A 16,980-nucleotide genomic window follows, 5' to 3' on the forward strand; every position below is an offset into this window, starting at 1 on the left:
GTTCTACTAGCACCCTTCTAAACAAATATAAAATTCCATAAAATTAGTAGAACCTCAGCCAAGCAAGTGCATTCTTGATGGCTATAGTTTCCTATAGCAAAATTACCTATAGAGATAAAATCCTCTACGGACAAAGAATTTATGATTTAACGCGACTTCTTGCAGACCATAGATCCCACAGCAGTTAACTTGCCGTTTAGCAATCTAAAACTACGATTTTCAGCGGTCTACTCGATCTGCTTTATTTTTGCTCAAACTACTGTGAAAAGAGCAATGCTTGCGCTCAACGTGCGCTGAGGACGTGTAGCACCTTCCCACAGGGGTATCACACAACTCCAAATCATGAGTTTCGCGTATCGTAGGAAAAATTAAAGAATTTATTCCCTTAACCTAACCGACGAATATTTATTTTAGATTCACAACACCAACTAACTCAGTAAAATCAACTAGTAGCTGATTTTACTTGTAGAGCCTGAATATCTTACAAAATTTAAAATTCCTATATTTTAGCGTAACACAACGACCCTGAATTTTGAGCTTATTCGGCTGCTAAATTTCAAATTTTTTGCAGAGCTACACCTCAATCTGGAGAAATTTAGCCTTACTCTTGGCAACGAAATTAAATCACTTCCTTTTTGTCAATAAGTAATATTGCTTAAATTATCTTTTGAACTGTGGCAAGAAAGGTGAGATGAGAAACTACTTAACACAATTTAATCTGACATTTATCTCGTGTACTGAGAATTCATGTTTTAAGTTAGTTTAAAGTTTGAGTAGCCACAAATTAAGCATAATTGCTTATTGACAAAAACCTTAGCAACCTTAATTATCACCCATAGACTCATAAAAATGGGATTACCTGATGAAAACTTTGCGCTGGCACAGGGTTATCTTAAAATGAGTATAGGATATGTAAACTTTCGTAACCTAAGTCAGAGTCCGCCCATCCATGACCCCAGCCACCTCCCTGTTTACCCCTGTGGAAGCAGACCTGCGACTACTAGCAGATAACCTAAAACAGCTAGTTGGAAATCGCCACCCCATTCTGTTTGCAGCAGCCGAACATTTATTCGGAGCTGGGGGAAAGCGTATCAGACCAGCAATTGTCCTGCTAATATCGCGGGCAACAATGTTAGAACAAGACATTACGCCGCGTCACCGCCGCCTTGCTGAGATTACAGAAATGATTCACACAGCAAGCTTGGTACATGACGATGTGGTAGATGAATCAGACGTGCGGCGAGGCGTTCCCACCGTTCATAGTTTGTTCGGGAACCGCATTGCCATATTAGCAGGAGATTTTCTCTTTGCCCAATCGTCCTGGTATTTAGCAAACTTGGACAATTTGGAAGTAGTGAAACTACTCTCAGAAGTCATTATGGATCTGGCTACTGGGGAGATTCAGCAAGGACTAAATCGTTTTGATGCTGCTACCTCTATTGAAACGTACATTCAGAAGAGTTACTACAAAACAGCTTCGTTAATCGCCAACAGTTCTAAAGCTGCTGGGTTACTCAGTGAAGTCTCGCGAGAAACTGTTGAGCATCTGTATAGCTACGGTCGTCATTTTGGTATAGCATTTCAAATTGTCGATGACATTCTAGATTTCACCAGTACAACAGATACCTTGGGTAAGCCAGTGGGGTCGGATCTCAAAAGTGGTAATCTGACTGCACCTGTTTTATTTGCTTTAGCCCAAAAACCATCCTTGGAAGTACTGATTGAACGAGAGTTTGCTCAAGAAGGAGATTTAGAGCAAGCACTAGCACTGATTCAAGATAGTCAAGGTATACAGCAGGCGCGAGAGTTAGCTGCTCATCATGCTAAGTTGGCAATTGAACATCTTGCAGTTCTCTCACCCTCAGAATCCCACCAGGCATTGATTAACATCGCTGAGTACACACTGAGTCGCCTCTATTAAATCAGTTATCAGTCCTCAGATAGAAAGTGGGGATTTTGATTAAGTGTGTTGTGGCTTCCGTAACGCACCGAAAACCTGAAATGTTGTGTTTTGCCAACCCTTTAAGACACTAAAGCTGTTTTATATTTAATTCAATCCACTTATTTAGCAGGTAGAAAGTGGGGTTTTTATTTGGAAGTTCTTAGGGATTTCCAAAAGATAGATTACTACTACTTGTAGGGTGGATAGTGTTCGACTGAGCGCTCACGCTGAAGTCTTGCCCGCTTGTGGTTACTGGGAACCTGACAATAAAGAATGGGATATTTTTTGATGTGAAAGTTCTTAAGTATAAGACTCTACTTCTCTGGGAAACTAAAACTTGAAAATGGAAAAATGTTCACTGATAACTGTTTTTTAATCAATTTTAGGTTTCACCGAGAGTTGAGCTAGTCGTATGGTGTAACGGAAAGAAAAAATTTCTTTTTTCACTGATTTAGAAAACTTTTTTAAAGAAATTTGAAATTTAAAAATTTGGATGTGGGATTGTATCTAAAAAACTCCACATCCAAATTTTTTCTATGCAATATCAGGGGGGATCTGTTTAGGCGATCGCTGTTGTCGTAACTGTTTCTGCATGAGTTTTTCTAGTTCAGTGCGCCGAACTTCGACGGTATGAGTGGTCTTACCCGGCGTCTCCAAAAAAACGATACTATCTACGGGTTCTAATGCCACCATTTGAAACAAAATATGGGTGACAGGAGTAATTTTAGCTAGCATTTGAGGGTCAAGCCCAGCAGGGGAAATTAGAGAGACATCCTGTATGGTAGGGAAAGCGTAAATCACACGCTTTTCCAATCCTGGGTTAGCACGATTGCTCAACGTAGTTAAAACCCAGCTTGACTCCGAATTTTGGAGAATATAGTACTGGGAGTAGCGTAATTTTTGAGCGATCGCTCTAAGGGCAGGAGCAATTGCTGCAACAAGATGTGGTGTCATACCATCGCGAGGTGCATTGTCAATCAGCAATTGAATTTGTGCTTCTAAATCCATAATGACTTGTATACGACTCTTGGGTAATGGCAATAACATCTATCAAGTGTGAACAATCCCATTAAAATTGGGAATAATAAAATCAGCCACATCCTCAATATAGGATTGGTCTGCGTTTAGCTTATACGTAAAACCAAAAAAGCCAATACCCACAGTCCTACAGGTTGTATTTAAGTAAGTTAGGGTCTTTTGAAAACCGAGACTATGAATTCAGCCGCAACCGCAACTATTCCATCTGCAACTATTCTGGGAGAAAATTCTACAGGCGTGGAGGCGATCTTTCAACTCCTATCCAAGGAGTTTCAGCAGTCAACCAAAGCTTCGGAACAGAATTGTCACGATGTCGCAACACGTATTACCACCGAAGTCTACCGGATTTGTCATGAGAGTAAACGTATTCAAGCTTCTGGATCTGTAGAAAGCTCGGCGATGACCTTGGCTCGGCATCGGCTGCAACAGTGTCTCAGGTACTATCAGTTGGGTTCAAATCGGGGCAGGGTCGAATTACACAGTACTCTGAGTGCAATTATTTATCGATATATTAATCCTCCTCAGAGACAATTGAGCTATCAAGGGCGGCTGACGATAATTGAAGATTTCCTCCAGAGTTTTTATCTAGAGGCGTTGAACGCTTTCCGGCGAGAAAATCAACTCGGTGCCACTTACCGCCCTCAGACGCTCTTGGAATTGTCCGAGTATATGGCATTTACCGAGCGTTACGGCAAGCGACGCATTCCCTTACCAGGTCGTCAGCAACAGCTAATTATCCTGCGGGCACAAACTTTTTCCCAACAGCAGCCCCCAGAAACCAGCGTAGATATAGAACAAGCCGCAGAAGGTAGCAATAATGAAGGTGACGGTTCTTGGGAAGAACCAGCAATTCACCAATTGCGCTCTACAATGGCAACGCAAGCCGAACCCGAACCCGAAGAAGACACCTTGCGTTCCGTTGTTGTCACGGAATTAATGAATTATCTCGAACAACGGCAACAATCTGACTGCGCTGATTATTTTTCTCTCCGCCTCCAGGATTTATCAGCACAGGAAATTGAATCGGTTTTAGGTTTAACCCCTCGTCAGAGAGATTATTTGCAACAGCGCTTTAAGTATCATTTGATTCGGTTTGCCCTGTTGCACCGTTGGGAATTAGTTCACGAGTGGCTGGAAGCATCTTTGCACACCAATTTGGGCTTAACTCCTCAGCAATGGCAAGTATACACAGCACAGCTGGACAACAAGCAACGGTCTTTATTAGAGTTGAAGCAACAAGGACAAGCTGATGAAAAAATAGCAAAAACTTTAGGGCTGTCAATGGCACAACTGCAAAAACGATGGTTTAAGATTCTTGAGCAAGCTTGGGAAATTCGTAACTCATTAGTGTCCGGATCAGGTGCATCTACTCATGAATAGTGACTCAGAATCCTTACAACACCGGTGTCTCGATTGGTTATTGACAGATGATGTCAAAAATAACGAGCAATCGGTAGAATGTGAGGAAAATGACGGGGTAAAAAACCTCTTCAAGGAAGCCACTGCTTCAAAAAGCAATGAGCCAAAATTGGGAGGAACGCCCCAGACCTTTCAACTGGGAGAAATTCCTACTGTGCAAGATCGTTTTCAAGCTGTCCTTAAGCATCGGTTACAAATCCAAGCCCAAGACCACCCGCCGTTGTTTCCCTGGGAAACACAATTAATTGAATATCCTGATTTTGTTGATGAGCCGTCAATCACACTCGTTCCTAGTTGGGGATGGATGGTACAACAATCGAAGTTGACCTTGCCGACTCGCTTACCGGAAAGAGTTTTCCAGCAATTGCTAGAACAATGTCAGGCTTTAGTGACATCTTCAGTACCGTTGGGGGCAAAATTAGTTCAAGTGGTGGAGAACTTTTTTCCCAATGAGTCTCAAGCACTAAATGATATAGCTGGGTTGGTGCTAAGAAGCACTTATCGGTCTGTAAATACTCTGGAGCCAATGCCCAGTATTCAGAACGATTACTCAGATTTACAACCGCGTCAACAGATGGCTTTGTCATTGCTAGCAGCTAAACAACTGCTGGAAAATCTGACTCTACCACTTTCAGCAACCAGTCCGGTGGTAGAAAGACAATGGCTAACCAGTGTTGGTACTTTGAACATCAGAGTAGAGTACCAGTCTCTAGGTAAACTTACGAAGTTACTTGTTCAAGCTGAGTTACCTGTTAAAGGAACTTTGACGCTGCGGGGAAGCGGCACTTTAGCAATGACAACATCTTCGACTTCAGGATACTTAAATGTAGAGTTAGGCTGCGAGCAACTTAACCCAACTTATACGCTGGAAGTTGAATTTCCAGAAATAGACGAACAGTCGTTGTTGTTTGTGATTAATCCCAGGATTTAGTTTAAATTTCCACCGCTAGCACACTATGTCAATCAACACCGATATATATTAAGAGGATTTTCCTGGCTTTGAAGCTTATCCCATTTTTCAATAAACGGTCATTAGGGTGTCTACGAGAAGCAGTTATTACAAAGACACAGGGACACGGGGATATGGGGACATGGGGATATTGAGAAAGTATTTGATTTCTCGATTTACCGCGTCACCCATTTCTCGTGTATCTCCATCTCTACCCCTTATCTATAGCGGTTATCGCTTGAGTGAAGTACAAGAACCCCTCCCCGCAAGCGAGGAAGGGGTCGATGATGTACCTTACTTATGATTAGGAAACGCTACGTCATTTTTTGACACAGTAGTAGGGTAAGTAATTATGTCCCCTGCATTGTGTTTGTTGCATCTACATCATTGCTTCGATTAGACTCAAATGTTTAACTTATCCAGGATGAATCGGTTTTGGCGTATCCCTGTAGGTAATTTCTGGCGGCAAAATCCGCAGGGGTCGCCTTTGATTGAAGTGGAAGATTCTATTTCTTTGCGGGTACTGGTGCTAGCGTTGGTTATTTTGGGAATTGTAGCGACGGATATTGCCGCCGAGACTTCATTCAGTTTTTGGGCGTTACCCCTAAGTGTAGTGGGTGCAATTTGGAGTTATTATCGTCGCCGCGATCGCAATGTTGCAATTAAATTCTGCATCGCCATCGGAATGTTAGTAGCACTGGGTGCTTTCTTTGGGCGATTAGTAGGAGAGTTAAATGATACGCGCTTGGGTTTGGCAGAGTTATTAATTCAACTCCAGGTGTTGCATAGTTTTGATACACCCCGCCGGAAAAATTTGGGCTATTCGATTGTGATCGGACTGATTTTATTGGGTGTGGCAGCAACTCTAAGTCAGACTTTAGCATTTGCACCTGTGTTGCTGTTATTTTTAGCGATCGCTCTGCCAACTTTAGTATTAGATTACCGCTCACGCTTGGGTTTACAGCCATTAAAAATAAAAAATGAAAAATTCAATCAGCAGAATTCCTCAAGTCTGAATTTTAAATTTTTAATTCTAAATTTTTTACTAATTGTTGGTCTGGGGCTGGCAATTTTTGCTGTTTTACCCAGATTTCCCGGCTATCAATTACGGAATTTTCCTGTAAGTTCTGCTATTCAAGTAAAAAATAGTTTCACAGGACGTAGCATCATTAATCCCGGTTATATCCGCCAAGGTAAAGCTGATAATCAAGGCAGTGGTAGCGGTAGTACGGGACAAAATAAAACTGGTCAACCAGGTAAAGTAGATAATAACTTTTATTACGGTTTTAATAGCCAAATAAACCAAAACCTGCGGGGCGAGATGAAACCCAAGGTTGTAATGCGGGTGCGATCGCAAGCTGAGGGTTTTTGGCGAGTATTAGGATTCGATCGCTATACAGGTAAAGGATGGGAAGTTTCTCGGAATGAAGATGTGACGACTGTTAGGCGATCGCCTTGGTCTTACCAAATTTTTCTTTCCCCGTCTGTGCTTACTGGTAAAACCCAAGAGGTAGTACAAACTTATACAGTGGTGTCGGATTTGCCTAACCTGATTCCAGCGATGACTTATCCCAAAGAAGTTTACTTTCCAGCACCAGTGATCGCTGTTGATAAGGAAGACGGATTGCGATCGCCTGTAGAATTATCAGAAGGTTTCACCTACACAATAATTTCCGAAGTACCATACCGCGATCGGACTTTGTTAGGTGAAGCTTCTACTAAATATCCACCACAAATTAAAAAGCATTATCTGCAAATTCCTCCCGAAATTGCCGAAAAAGTTCGGCAACTTACCGAAGAAATCCTCGCTAACTACAATCAAGAAAAAGTCGCAAAGTCTGCTAAAAGCCTGGATTCACCTTATGAGAAGGCTCTCTACTTAGCTCAATATTTAAAACAACGCTACTCTATTCCCCAAAATCCCTTAGAATTACCTTATTTGAGTGAAAAAGAAGACTTAGTAGAAACTTTTTTGTTTAAGCAAAAGGGAGGCTATCCAGACCACTTTTCAACAGTTCTCACGGTGATGTTGCGTTCCATTGGTATCCCCGCGCGGTTGGTAGCAGGGTTTAGTGCGGGAGAATTTAATCCATTTACAGGGCTGTATGTTGTCCGTAATACTGACGCTTATGCGATGACGGAAGTGTATTTTCCGAAATATGGTTGGTTTGCCTTTGACCCTATTCCCAATCATCCTCTGATTCCGCCATCCATTGAAGACACTCAGACTTTTAGTGTGTTGCGCCAATTGTGGCATTGGGTTGCTGGCTGGCTACCTTCTCCGGTGACAGGTTTGTTGAATAATCTATTTGAGACAATATTTAAGTGGGTGATTAGAGCGATCGCTTGGTTTTTAGCTTTATTCTCTCAAGGTTGGTTCGGCGTGTTGACTGGCTTAATCTTGGCAACTACAGCAGCTTTCTTAAGTTGGCTAGGTTGGGGTCAGTGGCGAGAGTGGCGCAACCGTAGATGGTTAAATAAATTGCCAGCGATGGAGAGCCTTTATCAACAAATGCTGCAATGGACAACCCAAAAAGGTTTAGGCAAACATCCAGCACAAACACCTTTAGAGTATGCCAGAGTATCATACCAGCATCATGCTCTAGCAACTGCTGAGGTAATAGATGAAATTTGTCAAGCTTATGTTGGCTGGCGTTATGGCGGTCATACGCCTAACTTGCATCAACTGCGACAAAGATGGCAAGGTTTGAAAAAAGCTGCTAAGTGATTCAAAATATTGTTTATTTGTATCGAGGTGTACTCTCAGATTTTGAATATGTCCATCTACAGGACTTATGAAAACGATAGCCTCAACCCTGATTCTCAGATAGTGGCAATTCATTAGACCTCTTGCACAAATGCAAAATTCGCCCTCATCCCCAACCCCTTCTCCCAAAATTGGGAGAAGGGGAGCCAAATTTAAAGTCCCTCTCCCAAGCTTGGGAGAGGGATTTAGGGTGAGGGCTTTTGATTCATGCAAGAAGTCTAATGATAGCGATCGCAATGCCTCAATCGGCAAATAAGTCACAAATCCAGCTGGAATCAACCTGTACAACAGTAGCTTCACCGTTCCCTCAAACAAAGTTGCTCGATAAGTACTGAAGGTAAGCATGGCATTTCGCCACTGTTGTGTCAGTCCTTCGGAATTGCCTAGATAAAAGCTGAGGCTACCCTTCAAAATATTAAAGCTGACAAACAACATCGCCACTGAAACTGTCAATCCAGTAAACAACGCCAAATGCACCGCATCAGGCTTGACAAAAAACAAATCAATCCCATATCCCAAAAGCAATTCTGGTAAGTGTGTATTTCCATAAATCTAGCAATAGCTAGATGCTGAAATTCTCTCAAAAGCTATAATTTACATCTGTTGCACCGAGAGATTAACTTGTGGATGTCATATTAGAACGATCGCACGAATTAAAACAAGCCTTAGTTGATTTTGTCTTTGATGCTGAAGGCGAACTGGCACAAACACTGGAAACTTATGCAGCAGCACAGTCGCGCCGTGGAAGTGGGGATAGTACACAGCAAGACTTAATCATCGATAGCTTTCTGACAGATGGAAAAGTCGGTGATAAGTCTCCATTAGAGTTGTTTATCGAAAGCCATCCAGATTTAGCAGAAAGCGATCGCAGCCTGATAAACAGTTGGCATCATAGTTTTATTGGCTTATTTGCCATCACTAGTATTTTACCTGATGGCTTTGAATTGACGAACTGGTTGACAGATAAACGCTACATTGTCAAGCCAAACAATACTCAAACATTACAGGCAATATCTCGGTTGAAAGTCGGAGAAATCTTGCTAACTCGTATTTCCCCCGTTACCGATAGCTACTGGATGTTTTCTGGGCCTTACACAATAATGGGTAAATTAGGTAAACCAAAACTTGCCGTAGCAATTGGTAATTTTAAAGAAAACTATAAAAGTAATCTTTACAGCGATGCTCCAGACTTGCTAGAAGAAGCTTGGCAGTCAGTAGAACAATATCATCAGCAGTTTGTGGACTTTTTTGGCACTGATGATATCACACTACCTGGATACCAGCTTAATAAAAAAATAGCGGAATTTCAAGAAGTAATTACTGAAAAAACCTTTGCAGCCGCAGGAATTGATACTTCTAAATCTCTTGCGGAAGTGGCAGAAGCAGCTGGAATTGGCGACGAAGAAATAAAAGCAGCCGCACAAGAATTTGGTGCTGATTCTAACGTAGTCTCTGAGATGTTTAACAACAAAAGCAGCAAAAGCAAAATGGTTATGCCAAAGGTTGATTTGCCTGCTGAACTCAAGAAAGCAGAACAGGTAACGGCTCTTTCTCATCCCCGTTGGGGACAAATGTTTTTACCAACATATAGTAAGGTACAAGCAATTTTATCGGCAGAAGACTGGCAAAGTGTGCAAGGGGCAGAAAAACTAATTCGCTACTACCTCGAAGATAAAAGTATTAATGCTTTTATTTGGCATCGATTAGCACAACAGTATCCAACTCAATTAGAAAATGTGTTGCAAACATTTTTGCAACGTCCAGAGTTTAGGCTTGAAAATGACTTGGATACGCTTTTGCAAGAATTTCACAAACCGATTGAGCCAGAGTTGCCAGAGATTGCTAGTGTACCCATACATTTACATAACTTATTTCAGGAAGCTTTAGGAGAAGTTAACAAATCGAAGCCAAAGAGTAAGGGGCAACAAAAGCCAACAAAGGGTTTTCAACGAGGTTAACAAATATATGCAACACTTTACCCTACCCACTTAGGGTTGTATGGTTTCCTTTCTTTAAGTGCTTTATAGGAGTGTATAGCTAGCTGTGCGCTCCCACGATATATTGCCTGAAACCAGTATCCAAAACGAGATCGAAGCTGGTTAGTTATATTTAAGGATCGATAGATAACAGGCTAACAATCTCATCTACAATTTCTTCTGGACTCTCAAGCTTGACTAGAAATCGATTAAAACCAGCATTCAATGCTTTATGGCTTGAGACTTCCCGTGTATAAGAAGTGATCGCGATCGCAGGCAACTCTCTTATAGATGAGCAAGAATTCACTCGAATTTGCTCAATTAACCAATTTCCATCATGATCGGGCAACTTCACATTGCACACTAGAATATCGGGATGAAGCGATTCGATCAAGTCAAGGGCTGTTTCTGCATCGCTTAAAGCCATTACCTCTGCACCTGCTGTTTCCAAAATGAAAGTGAGCAAATCTGCAATATCTGGCTCATCCTCTACCAGTAAGATAGTGGTTCCAATAAGGTGCTGGAGCGAATTTAACTCAGTTTCTTGATTGATTTTCTGATCGGTTGCCATGCCGTCCTTTTATTGCCTGCTATAATTTGCTATTTCTATTGCAACGCATGGAGCGGAATAAGTATTCACCCTTAATACACAAACTTGGGGTGAAAAGCCTTATCAATATGAAGAAGTTAATTCACCGATCAATATTGACCGCCCTGTTATCCCTCTTCTGTCACTTTCCGAAGTAAGCAAGTAGTAAATAAGTGAAATTATCCAGAAGCATAACGGGACTTAAACAAAATAGAAGGAAAAAATAGAGTATAATGCTTTACTAGCACTGAAGCATTGGAAGCCTTTAGAACAGCTATAGCGGTTCCCATTCAGATGCAGTACAACATTATATTGCGAGGTGTAGGGGCACGGCAGTGCCGTGCCCCTACGGGTGTACCTCACGGAAACGAGAACCGCTATATGTCTTATCGTTTTTTTGATTGGTTGACCTATAACCGTGACGTATTTGCCGCTTATAAAGCTAGTTTAGGCTACATTTGGGCTTAATTTTTGACCAGCAGTCAGATCAACCATATTTATCCCCGGATGGTCAGGCGTAACTTTTCACTGTGTTGTAGTTTACTTTGGCACGTTCAGCCAACTCTTTGATTGTCCAACTTCTTTCTGCTACAAGTTATCTAATCTTTAGTCTAACTAGCCCTATTTTTATCTTGACAAAGGCGAGATTCAACTTTTTAAATAATTAATGAGGTGGGATTCCACCTACTATATGAACAACATCAAAAGCGATCGCTCGTCCAGCCTGGAAAACTAACAGAGCGATCGCTAGCTTCGGTTTTGAAGCCAAGTATGGCAGTCACCTCCCATACTTAGGTTAAAGGTTGAGCAGCTTCTCCCTGTAGTCCCGTCCCCGTATCTGGTCGTGGTGCAGACATGATTTGCTTTTGCTGTTCTTGTAGCCAGGTTTCAAAGAGTTCATTCAGTAGTCGTACCTTCATAAATTCATCCAGTTGTGCGGAGATAAATTTTTCCAGCCGCAAAATCACGAACCAGTCGGCAATGCGGGTAGGGGGCAATATTTGACCTGGTTGACTGCTAGATAGCATTTGCACCATTACCGGATGTAGTGCATTCAGTTCAATCGGGCCTACCAAGCCTCCTGTTTGGGCTTCTGGCCCAAGTGAATATTCACGCGCCAAGTCAGCAAAAGAGTTTTCTTTTGCTTGAATCCGGAAGTAAAGTTCTTGGGCAATTCCCACATCCTGGGTTCGCAGCAGGGAATAAATTACTTTGTCTAGTTTTGCCTTGGACTGAAAAAAGTAAGATTCTAGTTTATTACCCCAAGTAGCTTGCTTGAATTTTTCAATTTTAAGCTTACGAGTGGTAAGAACTTCTAGTTGCTCAAGAGTCAGTCCTTGATGTGCCATCCAAGCCTGGATGTCTTCTTCATTTTTGAACTGTTTTTCAGTGAAAAACTGCTGTTTAGCTTGGGCTACTTCCTCAGGTGTACACTCTATTGCGACCTTGGCGGAGCGTGAGTTTTGCTCTATCGCCTCATCAATGATTAATTCGCGCTGCAACTGTGGCAGCATTTGATAACTTGCCAGTAAGGAAATCAGTTCACTAGCTGTGATTGTACGATTACCGATTTGGATCGCTTCAGTCATTAGCTTTCGGGCATTTTAAGAATATCTGGTCTGTCAAAGAAGCTAAAGCGTAGCCCATTCACTGGGATCTTTTGTCTTAATCTTACCGACTTAGGTACGCTAACCTCACTTTCGTACTAATTAAATAGTGGCTTTAACATACTTTAAAATATACAGTTTATATGAGTTTTTATCAAAGATTCTACGTAAATACGACCAGATGTGAAGAAAAGGACAAAAGTCAAATGACTAATGACACTTCTCGCTACTGCAACTTAGAAGGGCGTTGTTATCAGACTGAGCTAGGGTGCTTTGAGATAACTCTCTCTTAACAAAGGTGTTTTTAGTTAACCAGAAATACTCACTCTATAGCGAGTCTCATTTGAATCTGACTTTTCCCGTTATCTTTTTGGTAGAGCGATGTCTACAATGGTCACTGAGCTTGTCGTACCCCTTGCCTACGGCACGCTCCGCGAACGTGGAAGCAAGCTAGCAAGAGCGTCTCCAAGAGTTGTGCGGGCTGCGCCTACGCTCACTATACCTCTATCCCAAAGTCCTATTATGTATCCCGCAACCAAAAATTCTAACATTTACAACGACTCTAAATAGTTCAGAAGATCCGCCATTTCTTGGGCACTAGGTTGGAATTTTGGCATTGGCGGCGTTTCGCCACTGATCACCTGGCGAATCAGTCCATATCGAGACTTGTGCTTTGAGACAGCTTGCAAACTGGGTCCTACTCGCCCGTCTGCTTCCAAGCCATGACAACCAGCACAGTTAATTTGAAAGATCGCGTGTCCTTGAACTGGGTTTCCTGTTAAGGATAGAACACTTTTGACGTATGGATCGGAGGCTTGAACCAACTGAACACCAAAAAAGCCCAAAGGGACTGCTAGCAGTATAGCCAGCGTCAATAAAACGATCCGCTGAATCAAAATTTCAGGTTTGGTAATCTGGTTATCCAAAAGGTTTGCTGTGAAAGTCTAGGTGTGCTAAAAAGTTTTCATTTCCTACACATAGCTTAAAAGTTCTTGATTGTGTCTGCAAGCACAGAAGACTATTTTCTTGTGGGCAGTCGCCCTCTAAAAAGGCTGTAGGGCGCAGGATTCATACGAAATTTGGTAAAATAAAAAACAGGCAACGAATATTTAATAATTACAAAGAGGAGATTTACAGTGGTTGAACCCCTGCTATCAGGTATTGTCCTTGGTCTAGTTTTCGTCACCCTCGCCGGACTGTTTTACGCTGCCTATAAGCAATATAAGCGCCCCAATCAGTTGGGGGGATGAGGGAGTGCCAGTGGTGAGTGCTGAGGAGCCAGTACGTTGGGTGGCTCTGCCGTACTTGTACCCCTGCTCTTAAGCAAGCTACGCGTAGCGTCTCCGACAGGAGAAGCAACTGGTGTTGCTGAGTAGGGTGAGGGAAGGGGGATAAAGAGGACAAGGAAGCAATTTTTCTCCCCCACTCCCCATTCCTGTCATTCCATAATTCTGTAGAAAGTAAGTGATGTGTAGCCGTAAACTTTCTGGCGGCAAATTTCCCAAGCGGGAATCTCTGGCGGTATCCAACCTTGTAAAGCGTGTTCAACTGCGATTTCGCCGCTAGGATCTAAAAGTTGATGATGAGCGATCGCTTCTAATACTGGCTGGTACAATCCACTGACATAAGGTGGATCGAAGTAGATTCTATCGAATTGCTTACCTGATAAAGTCTTTAACTGCTGCGTAATATCTCCCCGCAATATCCGAAATTCTTGGTCGGCATCAGCTACTTGCTGCCAATTTTGTTGGATGGTGGCACAGGCTCGGCTCGATTGTTCGATTCCCACTACTAGGCTGGCTCCTCTACACAAAGCCTCTGCGCCCATTGAACCAGTACCGGCGCATAAATCTAGCCAGCGACAACCTACAATTTCTCCCTGCCAAATATTAAAGACTGCCTCTCTTACTCGCGCACTAGTCGGTCTAGTTTCTTTTCCTGGTAAAGTTTTTAGCTGGCGATTGCCGTAAATTCTCAGGCTCATTAGTTATTAGTCATTGGTCATTAGTCATTGGTCATTGATCGTTAGTTTTAGACAAAAGACAAAGAACAAATGACAAAATTAGTATTAGGCAGGAATTTTTTCGCGGACTTGAGCAACGAAATTAGATAGGATTTGCAATCCGATATTAGAGGATTTTTCGGGGTGAAATTGGACTGCCATGAGGTTTTCATGGGCGATCGCAGCTGTCACGGTTTGAGTACCGTGAGTGATAGTTGCTGCACGGATTAGCGGGTCTATTGGGTCAACATAGTAGGAATGGACAAAATATACCCAAGGATCGGACGGTAAATGCTCCCACAAAATACTTTTTGGTTGAGTCACTTCTAGTTGATTCCAACCCATGTGAGGAATAGTGATGTCAGGTTCGGGACGAAACCGCCGCACTTTTCCTTTGATAATTCCTAGCCCTGGTTGGGTACCTTCTGCACTTGATTCAAAGAGAATTTGCAATCCTAAACAAATTCCCAAAAAAGGTTTACCAGATGCGATCGCTTCTTTAATAGGTTGTTCCAAACCACGCGATCGCAGGTGTTGCACTGCTGGATCAAATGCTCCCACTCCCGGTAAGACTATAGCATCTGCCTGCTCTAATTCCTTTGGAGAATAAGTAACATTAGGAGTTGCACCAGCTTTTTCCAAGCCTTTACAAACTGAGTGCAAATTTCCCATCTCATAATCTACGACCGCAATTACTGGCATTTACCTGCTCCTTGTAAATTTATTATGGAGGGTTTTTCTATTCTAAATAATATTTGTTATGAAGAAAAGAATTCTATTAACTTCTTTTGACACTTGGCTAAAAGATCAACAGTCAAATTCTTCTGATGATTTATTACTTGAAGTTACCAAACTTGAGTTGATACCACATGACTTAACTTTTTTACGCCAGTTACCCGTAGATGTGCAACTTGCCAGTACTCAGGTAAGGGAAAAAATCAAGGCAACCCAACCTGATTACATCATCTGTTGTGGCATGGCTGCAAGCCGTACACAATTAAGTGTGGAAGCAGTTGCTAGCTGCAAAGAAATTGTTTTACAGACAGAAGTTGATTTAGAAAAATTAGTGGCGGGAGCAGCAGCAATTCAGATTAGTTACGACTGTGGGAAATTTGTCTGTGAAGGTCTTTACTATTCCGTGTTGGACTACTTAAGCCAAAATCAACTTACGGCACGTTGTATTTTTGTCCACGTTCCGGTTCTCAATCAAGAAAATTTGATCGGGATTCTTGCCGATTTCGTATTAATTATTAACAAACTGGCACTTTCATCAAGTTGTTAATGTCTGTATGGTAAAATAAATATCTAAGTATATGTTGCCATTGTTACTATTTTTCCCAATAGCCCAATTAACTCCTGCTACACCACCACCTGAAGAAGTCGTTCAACCACAAGAAGTACGACCTCTACCAGGGAAGTTGGATACAGTGCCAACCTTTAACAGCAATAGTCCAGAATTGGTTTTGAAAGAAGGAATTTTACTTTCCACCTTTCCACCAGATGGCAAAAAAGTGCCAACAGCGCATCTGAATTTTCCTTTTCGGGGACGATTTGATATTTTTGCTCATCACGTTGCGAAGGCTGAACCAGCAGAGAATTTGCGTTCTCTTTATTTAGGAATAATTTTACACAACCCTGGTTCGGAACCCGTGAAGGTAAATATTTGGCAGGCGGCGAGTTATTTGAGTCAACCGGATGCACCATTTATTCAGTTACCATCTTTTAGCCAAAATCTTTTAGGTAAAATTTTTGCCGGGCCAGGCGATCGCGTCATGTCTGATGTCCTTCGGGGAGTGCGACAAGAGATTTTTCCAGCCCAAATTGAGATTCCACCAAAGCAAAGTCGGATGTTACTCAATTTACCAATTCCTGTGCAAGGATTGACACCACCCCTGAATGGTCGGTCTACATTGATCCGACTGCAAAGTAATGGCACTGTCTATGCAGCTAGCCTAGCGATGTTTGCACAGGTGAATCCTGATGGCAGTGAGCGATCGCCTAGTTTAGAAGAATGGCAGAATTTACTAGATAATGGCGATTTGGCTGGGCCACGAGATAAAACTCCCACTCCCTTAGAGGAAACTGGCAAGCCAAGAATTTATGGGCGAGTTGCGGGAGTGGTTGGTGGTTCACGATGGAGAGCTTTATTAGTAGATAATCCTAAAGCCAGGTATCTAACTATTCCCCAGCCTGGTCAAGTGTTTTCCTACGCTTTGAATACCCTGCATGGCGGTACATTAGGAACTGGTCAAATTCAAAGTGCGCCTCTGCTGGTACGCTATCCTGACACCGCATATCGCGCTCATGGCAACTATGGAATTCAATATAATCTCAAGTTGCCGCTATACAACAATACTCAAAGTCCTCAAACTGTTAGTGTGTCGATACAAACACCACTCAAGGAGGATCAATTGGGAAAACCGGGGTTACGCTTTCTTAGTACACCAGATCCTCAAGTATTCTTTCGGGGAACGGTACGGGTACGTTACAAAGATAAGCAAAATCAGCCACAAACTCAGTTTGTGCATTTAGTGCAAAAGAGAGGTCAACTAGGGGAACCCTTAGTTTTATTAAAGATGAAAGCTGGCGATCGCTCTTTAGTAGAAGTAGACTTTCTCTATCCCCCAGATGCTACACCACCGCAAGTATTAACAGTCTCAACTCAAGCTGAACCTCGGTAATGAGTCATGG

Annotated in this window: 15 protein-coding genes and 1 pseudogene; 9 read left to right on the plus strand and 7 right to left on the minus strand. The window is 42.3% G+C overall.

The window, feature by feature from the left end; all coding sequences use genetic code 11:
* The first annotated feature begins 949 nt into the window (after positions 1-949).
* Positions 950-1,921, plus strand: coding sequence for a solanesyl diphosphate synthase (gene sds / locus NLP_RS24200; RefSeq protein WP_104908548.1), 972 nt, complete (start codon positions 950-952; stop codon positions 1,919-1,921).
* A 555-nt stretch (positions 1,922-2,476) separates the two neighbouring features.
* Here the strand turns inward: sds and NLP_RS24205 are convergent.
* Positions 2,477-2,950 carry a hypothetical protein gene (locus NLP_RS24205; RefSeq protein ID WP_104910017.1) on the minus strand — a complete coding sequence of 158 codons (474 nt, stop codon included), beginning with the start codon at positions 2,948-2,950 and terminating at the stop codon, positions 2,477-2,479.
* Between the two features lie 204 nt (positions 2,951-3,154).
* Here NLP_RS24205 and hetZ point away from each other — a divergent pair, with 204 nt between their 5' ends.
* The 3 genes from hetZ (at position 3,155) to NLP_RS24220 (ending at position 8,076) form a co-directional block, all read left to right on the plus strand.
* A complete protein-coding gene (gene hetZ / locus NLP_RS24210) occupies positions 3,155-4,360 on the plus strand; it encodes a heterocyst differentiation protein HetZ (protein WP_104908549.1) in 1,206 nt (401 codons plus the stop codon).
* On the plus strand, positions 4,353-5,330 hold the full coding sequence (locus NLP_RS24215; RefSeq protein WP_104908550.1) for a PatU: 978 nt from the start codon (positions 4,353-4,355) through the stop codon (positions 5,328-5,330). The genes hetZ and NLP_RS24215 overlap by 8 nt, the downstream gene beginning before the upstream one ends.
* A 442-nt stretch (positions 5,331-5,772) precedes the next feature.
* Positions 5,773-8,076 (plus strand): transglutaminase TgpA family protein, encoded by a 2,304-nt coding sequence (locus tag NLP_RS24220; RefSeq protein ID WP_104908551.1) that lies wholly within the window; start codon positions 5,773-5,775, stop codon positions 8,074-8,076.
* A gap of 285 nt (positions 8,077-8,361) precedes the next feature.
* Here the strand turns inward: NLP_RS24220 and NLP_RS35170 are convergent.
* Positions 8,362-8,640, minus strand: a pseudogene (locus NLP_RS35170) (ABC-2 family transporter protein); the annotation flags it as partial.
* Positions 8,641-8,738: 98 nt separating this feature from the next.
* Between NLP_RS35170 and NLP_RS24230 the strand changes: the two are divergent.
* On the plus strand, positions 8,739-10,073 hold the full coding sequence (locus tag NLP_RS24230; RefSeq protein ID WP_104908552.1) for a hypothetical protein: 1,335 nt from the start codon (positions 8,739-8,741) through the stop codon (positions 10,071-10,073).
* A gap of 151 nt (positions 10,074-10,224) precedes the next feature.
* On the opposite strand, the gene NLP_RS24235 is transcribed toward NLP_RS24230, so the two are convergent.
* Positions 10,225-10,662: a response regulator gene (locus NLP_RS24235; RefSeq protein WP_104908553.1), complete on the minus strand. Its 438-nt coding sequence runs from the start codon at positions 10,660-10,662 to the stop codon at positions 10,225-10,227.
* A gap of 312 nt (positions 10,663-10,974) precedes the next feature.
* On the opposite strand from NLP_RS24235, the gene NLP_RS24240 reads away from it, so the two are divergent.
* Positions 10,975-11,148 carry a hypothetical protein gene (locus NLP_RS24240; RefSeq protein ID WP_158680515.1) on the plus strand — a complete coding sequence of 58 codons (174 nt, stop codon included), beginning with the start codon at positions 10,975-10,977 and terminating at the stop codon, positions 11,146-11,148.
* A 323-nt stretch (positions 11,149-11,471) separates the two neighbouring features.
* Here NLP_RS24240 and NLP_RS24250 read toward each other — a convergent pair whose 3' ends face one another.
* Complete coding sequence (locus tag NLP_RS24250; RefSeq protein WP_104908555.1) at positions 11,472-12,269, minus strand: peptidylprolyl isomerase; 798 nt, start codon at positions 12,267-12,269, stop codon at positions 11,472-11,474.
* A 569-nt stretch (positions 12,270-12,838) separates the two neighbouring features.
* The gene (locus NLP_RS24255; RefSeq protein WP_104908556.1) at positions 12,839-13,213 is read right to left on the minus strand and encodes a c-type cytochrome; all 375 of its coding nucleotides are present in this window, start codon (positions 13,211-13,213) and stop codon (positions 12,839-12,841) included.
* Positions 13,214-13,423: 210 nt separating this feature from the next.
* Between NLP_RS24255 and petG the strand changes: the two genes are divergently transcribed.
* The gene (gene petG, locus NLP_RS24260) at positions 13,424-13,537 is read left to right on the plus strand and encodes a cytochrome b6-f complex subunit V (RefSeq protein WP_063721252.1); all 114 of its coding nucleotides are present in this window, start codon (positions 13,424-13,426) and stop codon (positions 13,535-13,537) included.
* Positions 13,538-13,725: 188 nt separating this feature from the next.
* On the opposite strand, the gene rsmD is transcribed toward petG, so the two are convergent.
* Together rsmD and hisH are read right to left on the minus strand one after the other, a co-directional pair.
* Positions 13,726-14,271, minus strand: a complete 546-nt coding sequence (gene rsmD, locus NLP_RS24265; RefSeq protein ID WP_104908557.1) for a 16S rRNA (guanine(966)-N(2))-methyltransferase RsmD — start codon at positions 14,269-14,271, stop codon at positions 13,726-13,728.
* A gap of 84 nt (positions 14,272-14,355) precedes the next feature.
* Positions 14,356-14,991 (minus strand): imidazole glycerol phosphate synthase subunit HisH, encoded by a 636-nt coding sequence (gene hisH / locus NLP_RS24270; protein ID WP_094352505.1) that lies wholly within the window; start codon positions 14,989-14,991, stop codon positions 14,356-14,358.
* Positions 14,992-15,049: 58 nt separating this feature from the next.
* On the opposite strand from hisH, the gene NLP_RS24275 reads away from it, so the two are divergent.
* The gene (locus NLP_RS24275; RefSeq protein WP_104908558.1) at positions 15,050-15,571 is read left to right on the plus strand and encodes a pyroglutamyl-peptidase I family protein; all 522 of its coding nucleotides are present in this window, start codon (positions 15,050-15,052) and stop codon (positions 15,569-15,571) included.
* A gap of 31 nt (positions 15,572-15,602) precedes the next feature.
* A complete protein-coding gene (locus NLP_RS24280; protein WP_104908559.1) occupies positions 15,603-16,970 on the plus strand; it encodes a DUF3370 domain-containing protein in 1,368 nt (455 codons plus the stop codon).
* The last annotated feature ends 10 nt before the right edge of the window (positions 16,971-16,980 follow it).

The organism is Nostoc sp. 'Lobaria pulmonaria (5183) cyanobiont' (genome assembly GCF_002949795.1).
Taxonomy (GTDB): Bacteria; Cyanobacteriota; Cyanobacteriia; order Cyanobacteriales; family Nostocaceae; genus Nostoc.

What these genes read in the sequence shown, in the direction of transcription:
- sds (WP_104908548.1), top strand. Translation starts at nt 950, where the DNA reads ATGACCCCAGCCACCTCCCTGTTTACCCCTGTGGAAGCAGACCTGCGA.
- NLP_RS24205 (WP_104910017.1), bottom strand. Translation starts at nt 2,950, where the DNA reads ATGGATTTAGAAGCACAAATTCAATTGCTGATTGACAATGCACCTCGC.
- hetZ (WP_104908549.1), top strand. Translation starts at nt 3,155, where the DNA reads ATGAATTCAGCCGCAACCGCAACTATTCCATCTGCAACTATTCTGGGA.
- NLP_RS24215 (WP_104908550.1), top strand. Translation starts at nt 4,353, where the DNA reads ATGAATAGTGACTCAGAATCCTTACAACACCGGTGTCTCGATTGGTTA.
- NLP_RS24220 (WP_104908551.1), top strand. Translation starts at nt 5,773, where the DNA reads ATGAATCGGTTTTGGCGTATCCCTGTAGGTAATTTCTGGCGGCAAAAT.
- NLP_RS24235 (WP_104908553.1), bottom strand. Translation starts at nt 10,662, where the DNA reads ATGGCAACCGATCAGAAAATCAATCAAGAAACTGAGTTAAATTCGCTC.
- NLP_RS24240 (WP_158680515.1), top strand. Translation starts at nt 10,975, where the DNA reads ATGCAGTACAACATTATATTGCGAGGTGTAGGGGCACGGCAGTGCCGT.
- NLP_RS24250 (WP_104908555.1), bottom strand. Translation starts at nt 12,269, where the DNA reads ATGACTGAAGCGATCCAAATCGGTAATCGTACAATCACAGCTAGTGAA.
- rsmD (WP_104908557.1), bottom strand. Translation starts at nt 14,271, where the DNA reads ATGAGCCTGAGAATTTACGGCAATCGCCAGCTAAAAACTTTACCAGGA.
- hisH (WP_094352505.1), bottom strand. Translation starts at nt 14,991, where the DNA reads ATGCCAGTAATTGCGGTCGTAGATTATGAGATGGGAAATTTGCACTCA.
- NLP_RS24275 (WP_104908558.1), top strand. Translation starts at nt 15,050, where the DNA reads ATGAAGAAAAGAATTCTATTAACTTCTTTTGACACTTGGCTAAAAGAT.
- NLP_RS24280 (WP_104908559.1), top strand. Translation starts at nt 15,603, where the DNA reads ATGTTGCCATTGTTACTATTTTTCCCAATAGCCCAATTAACTCCTGCT.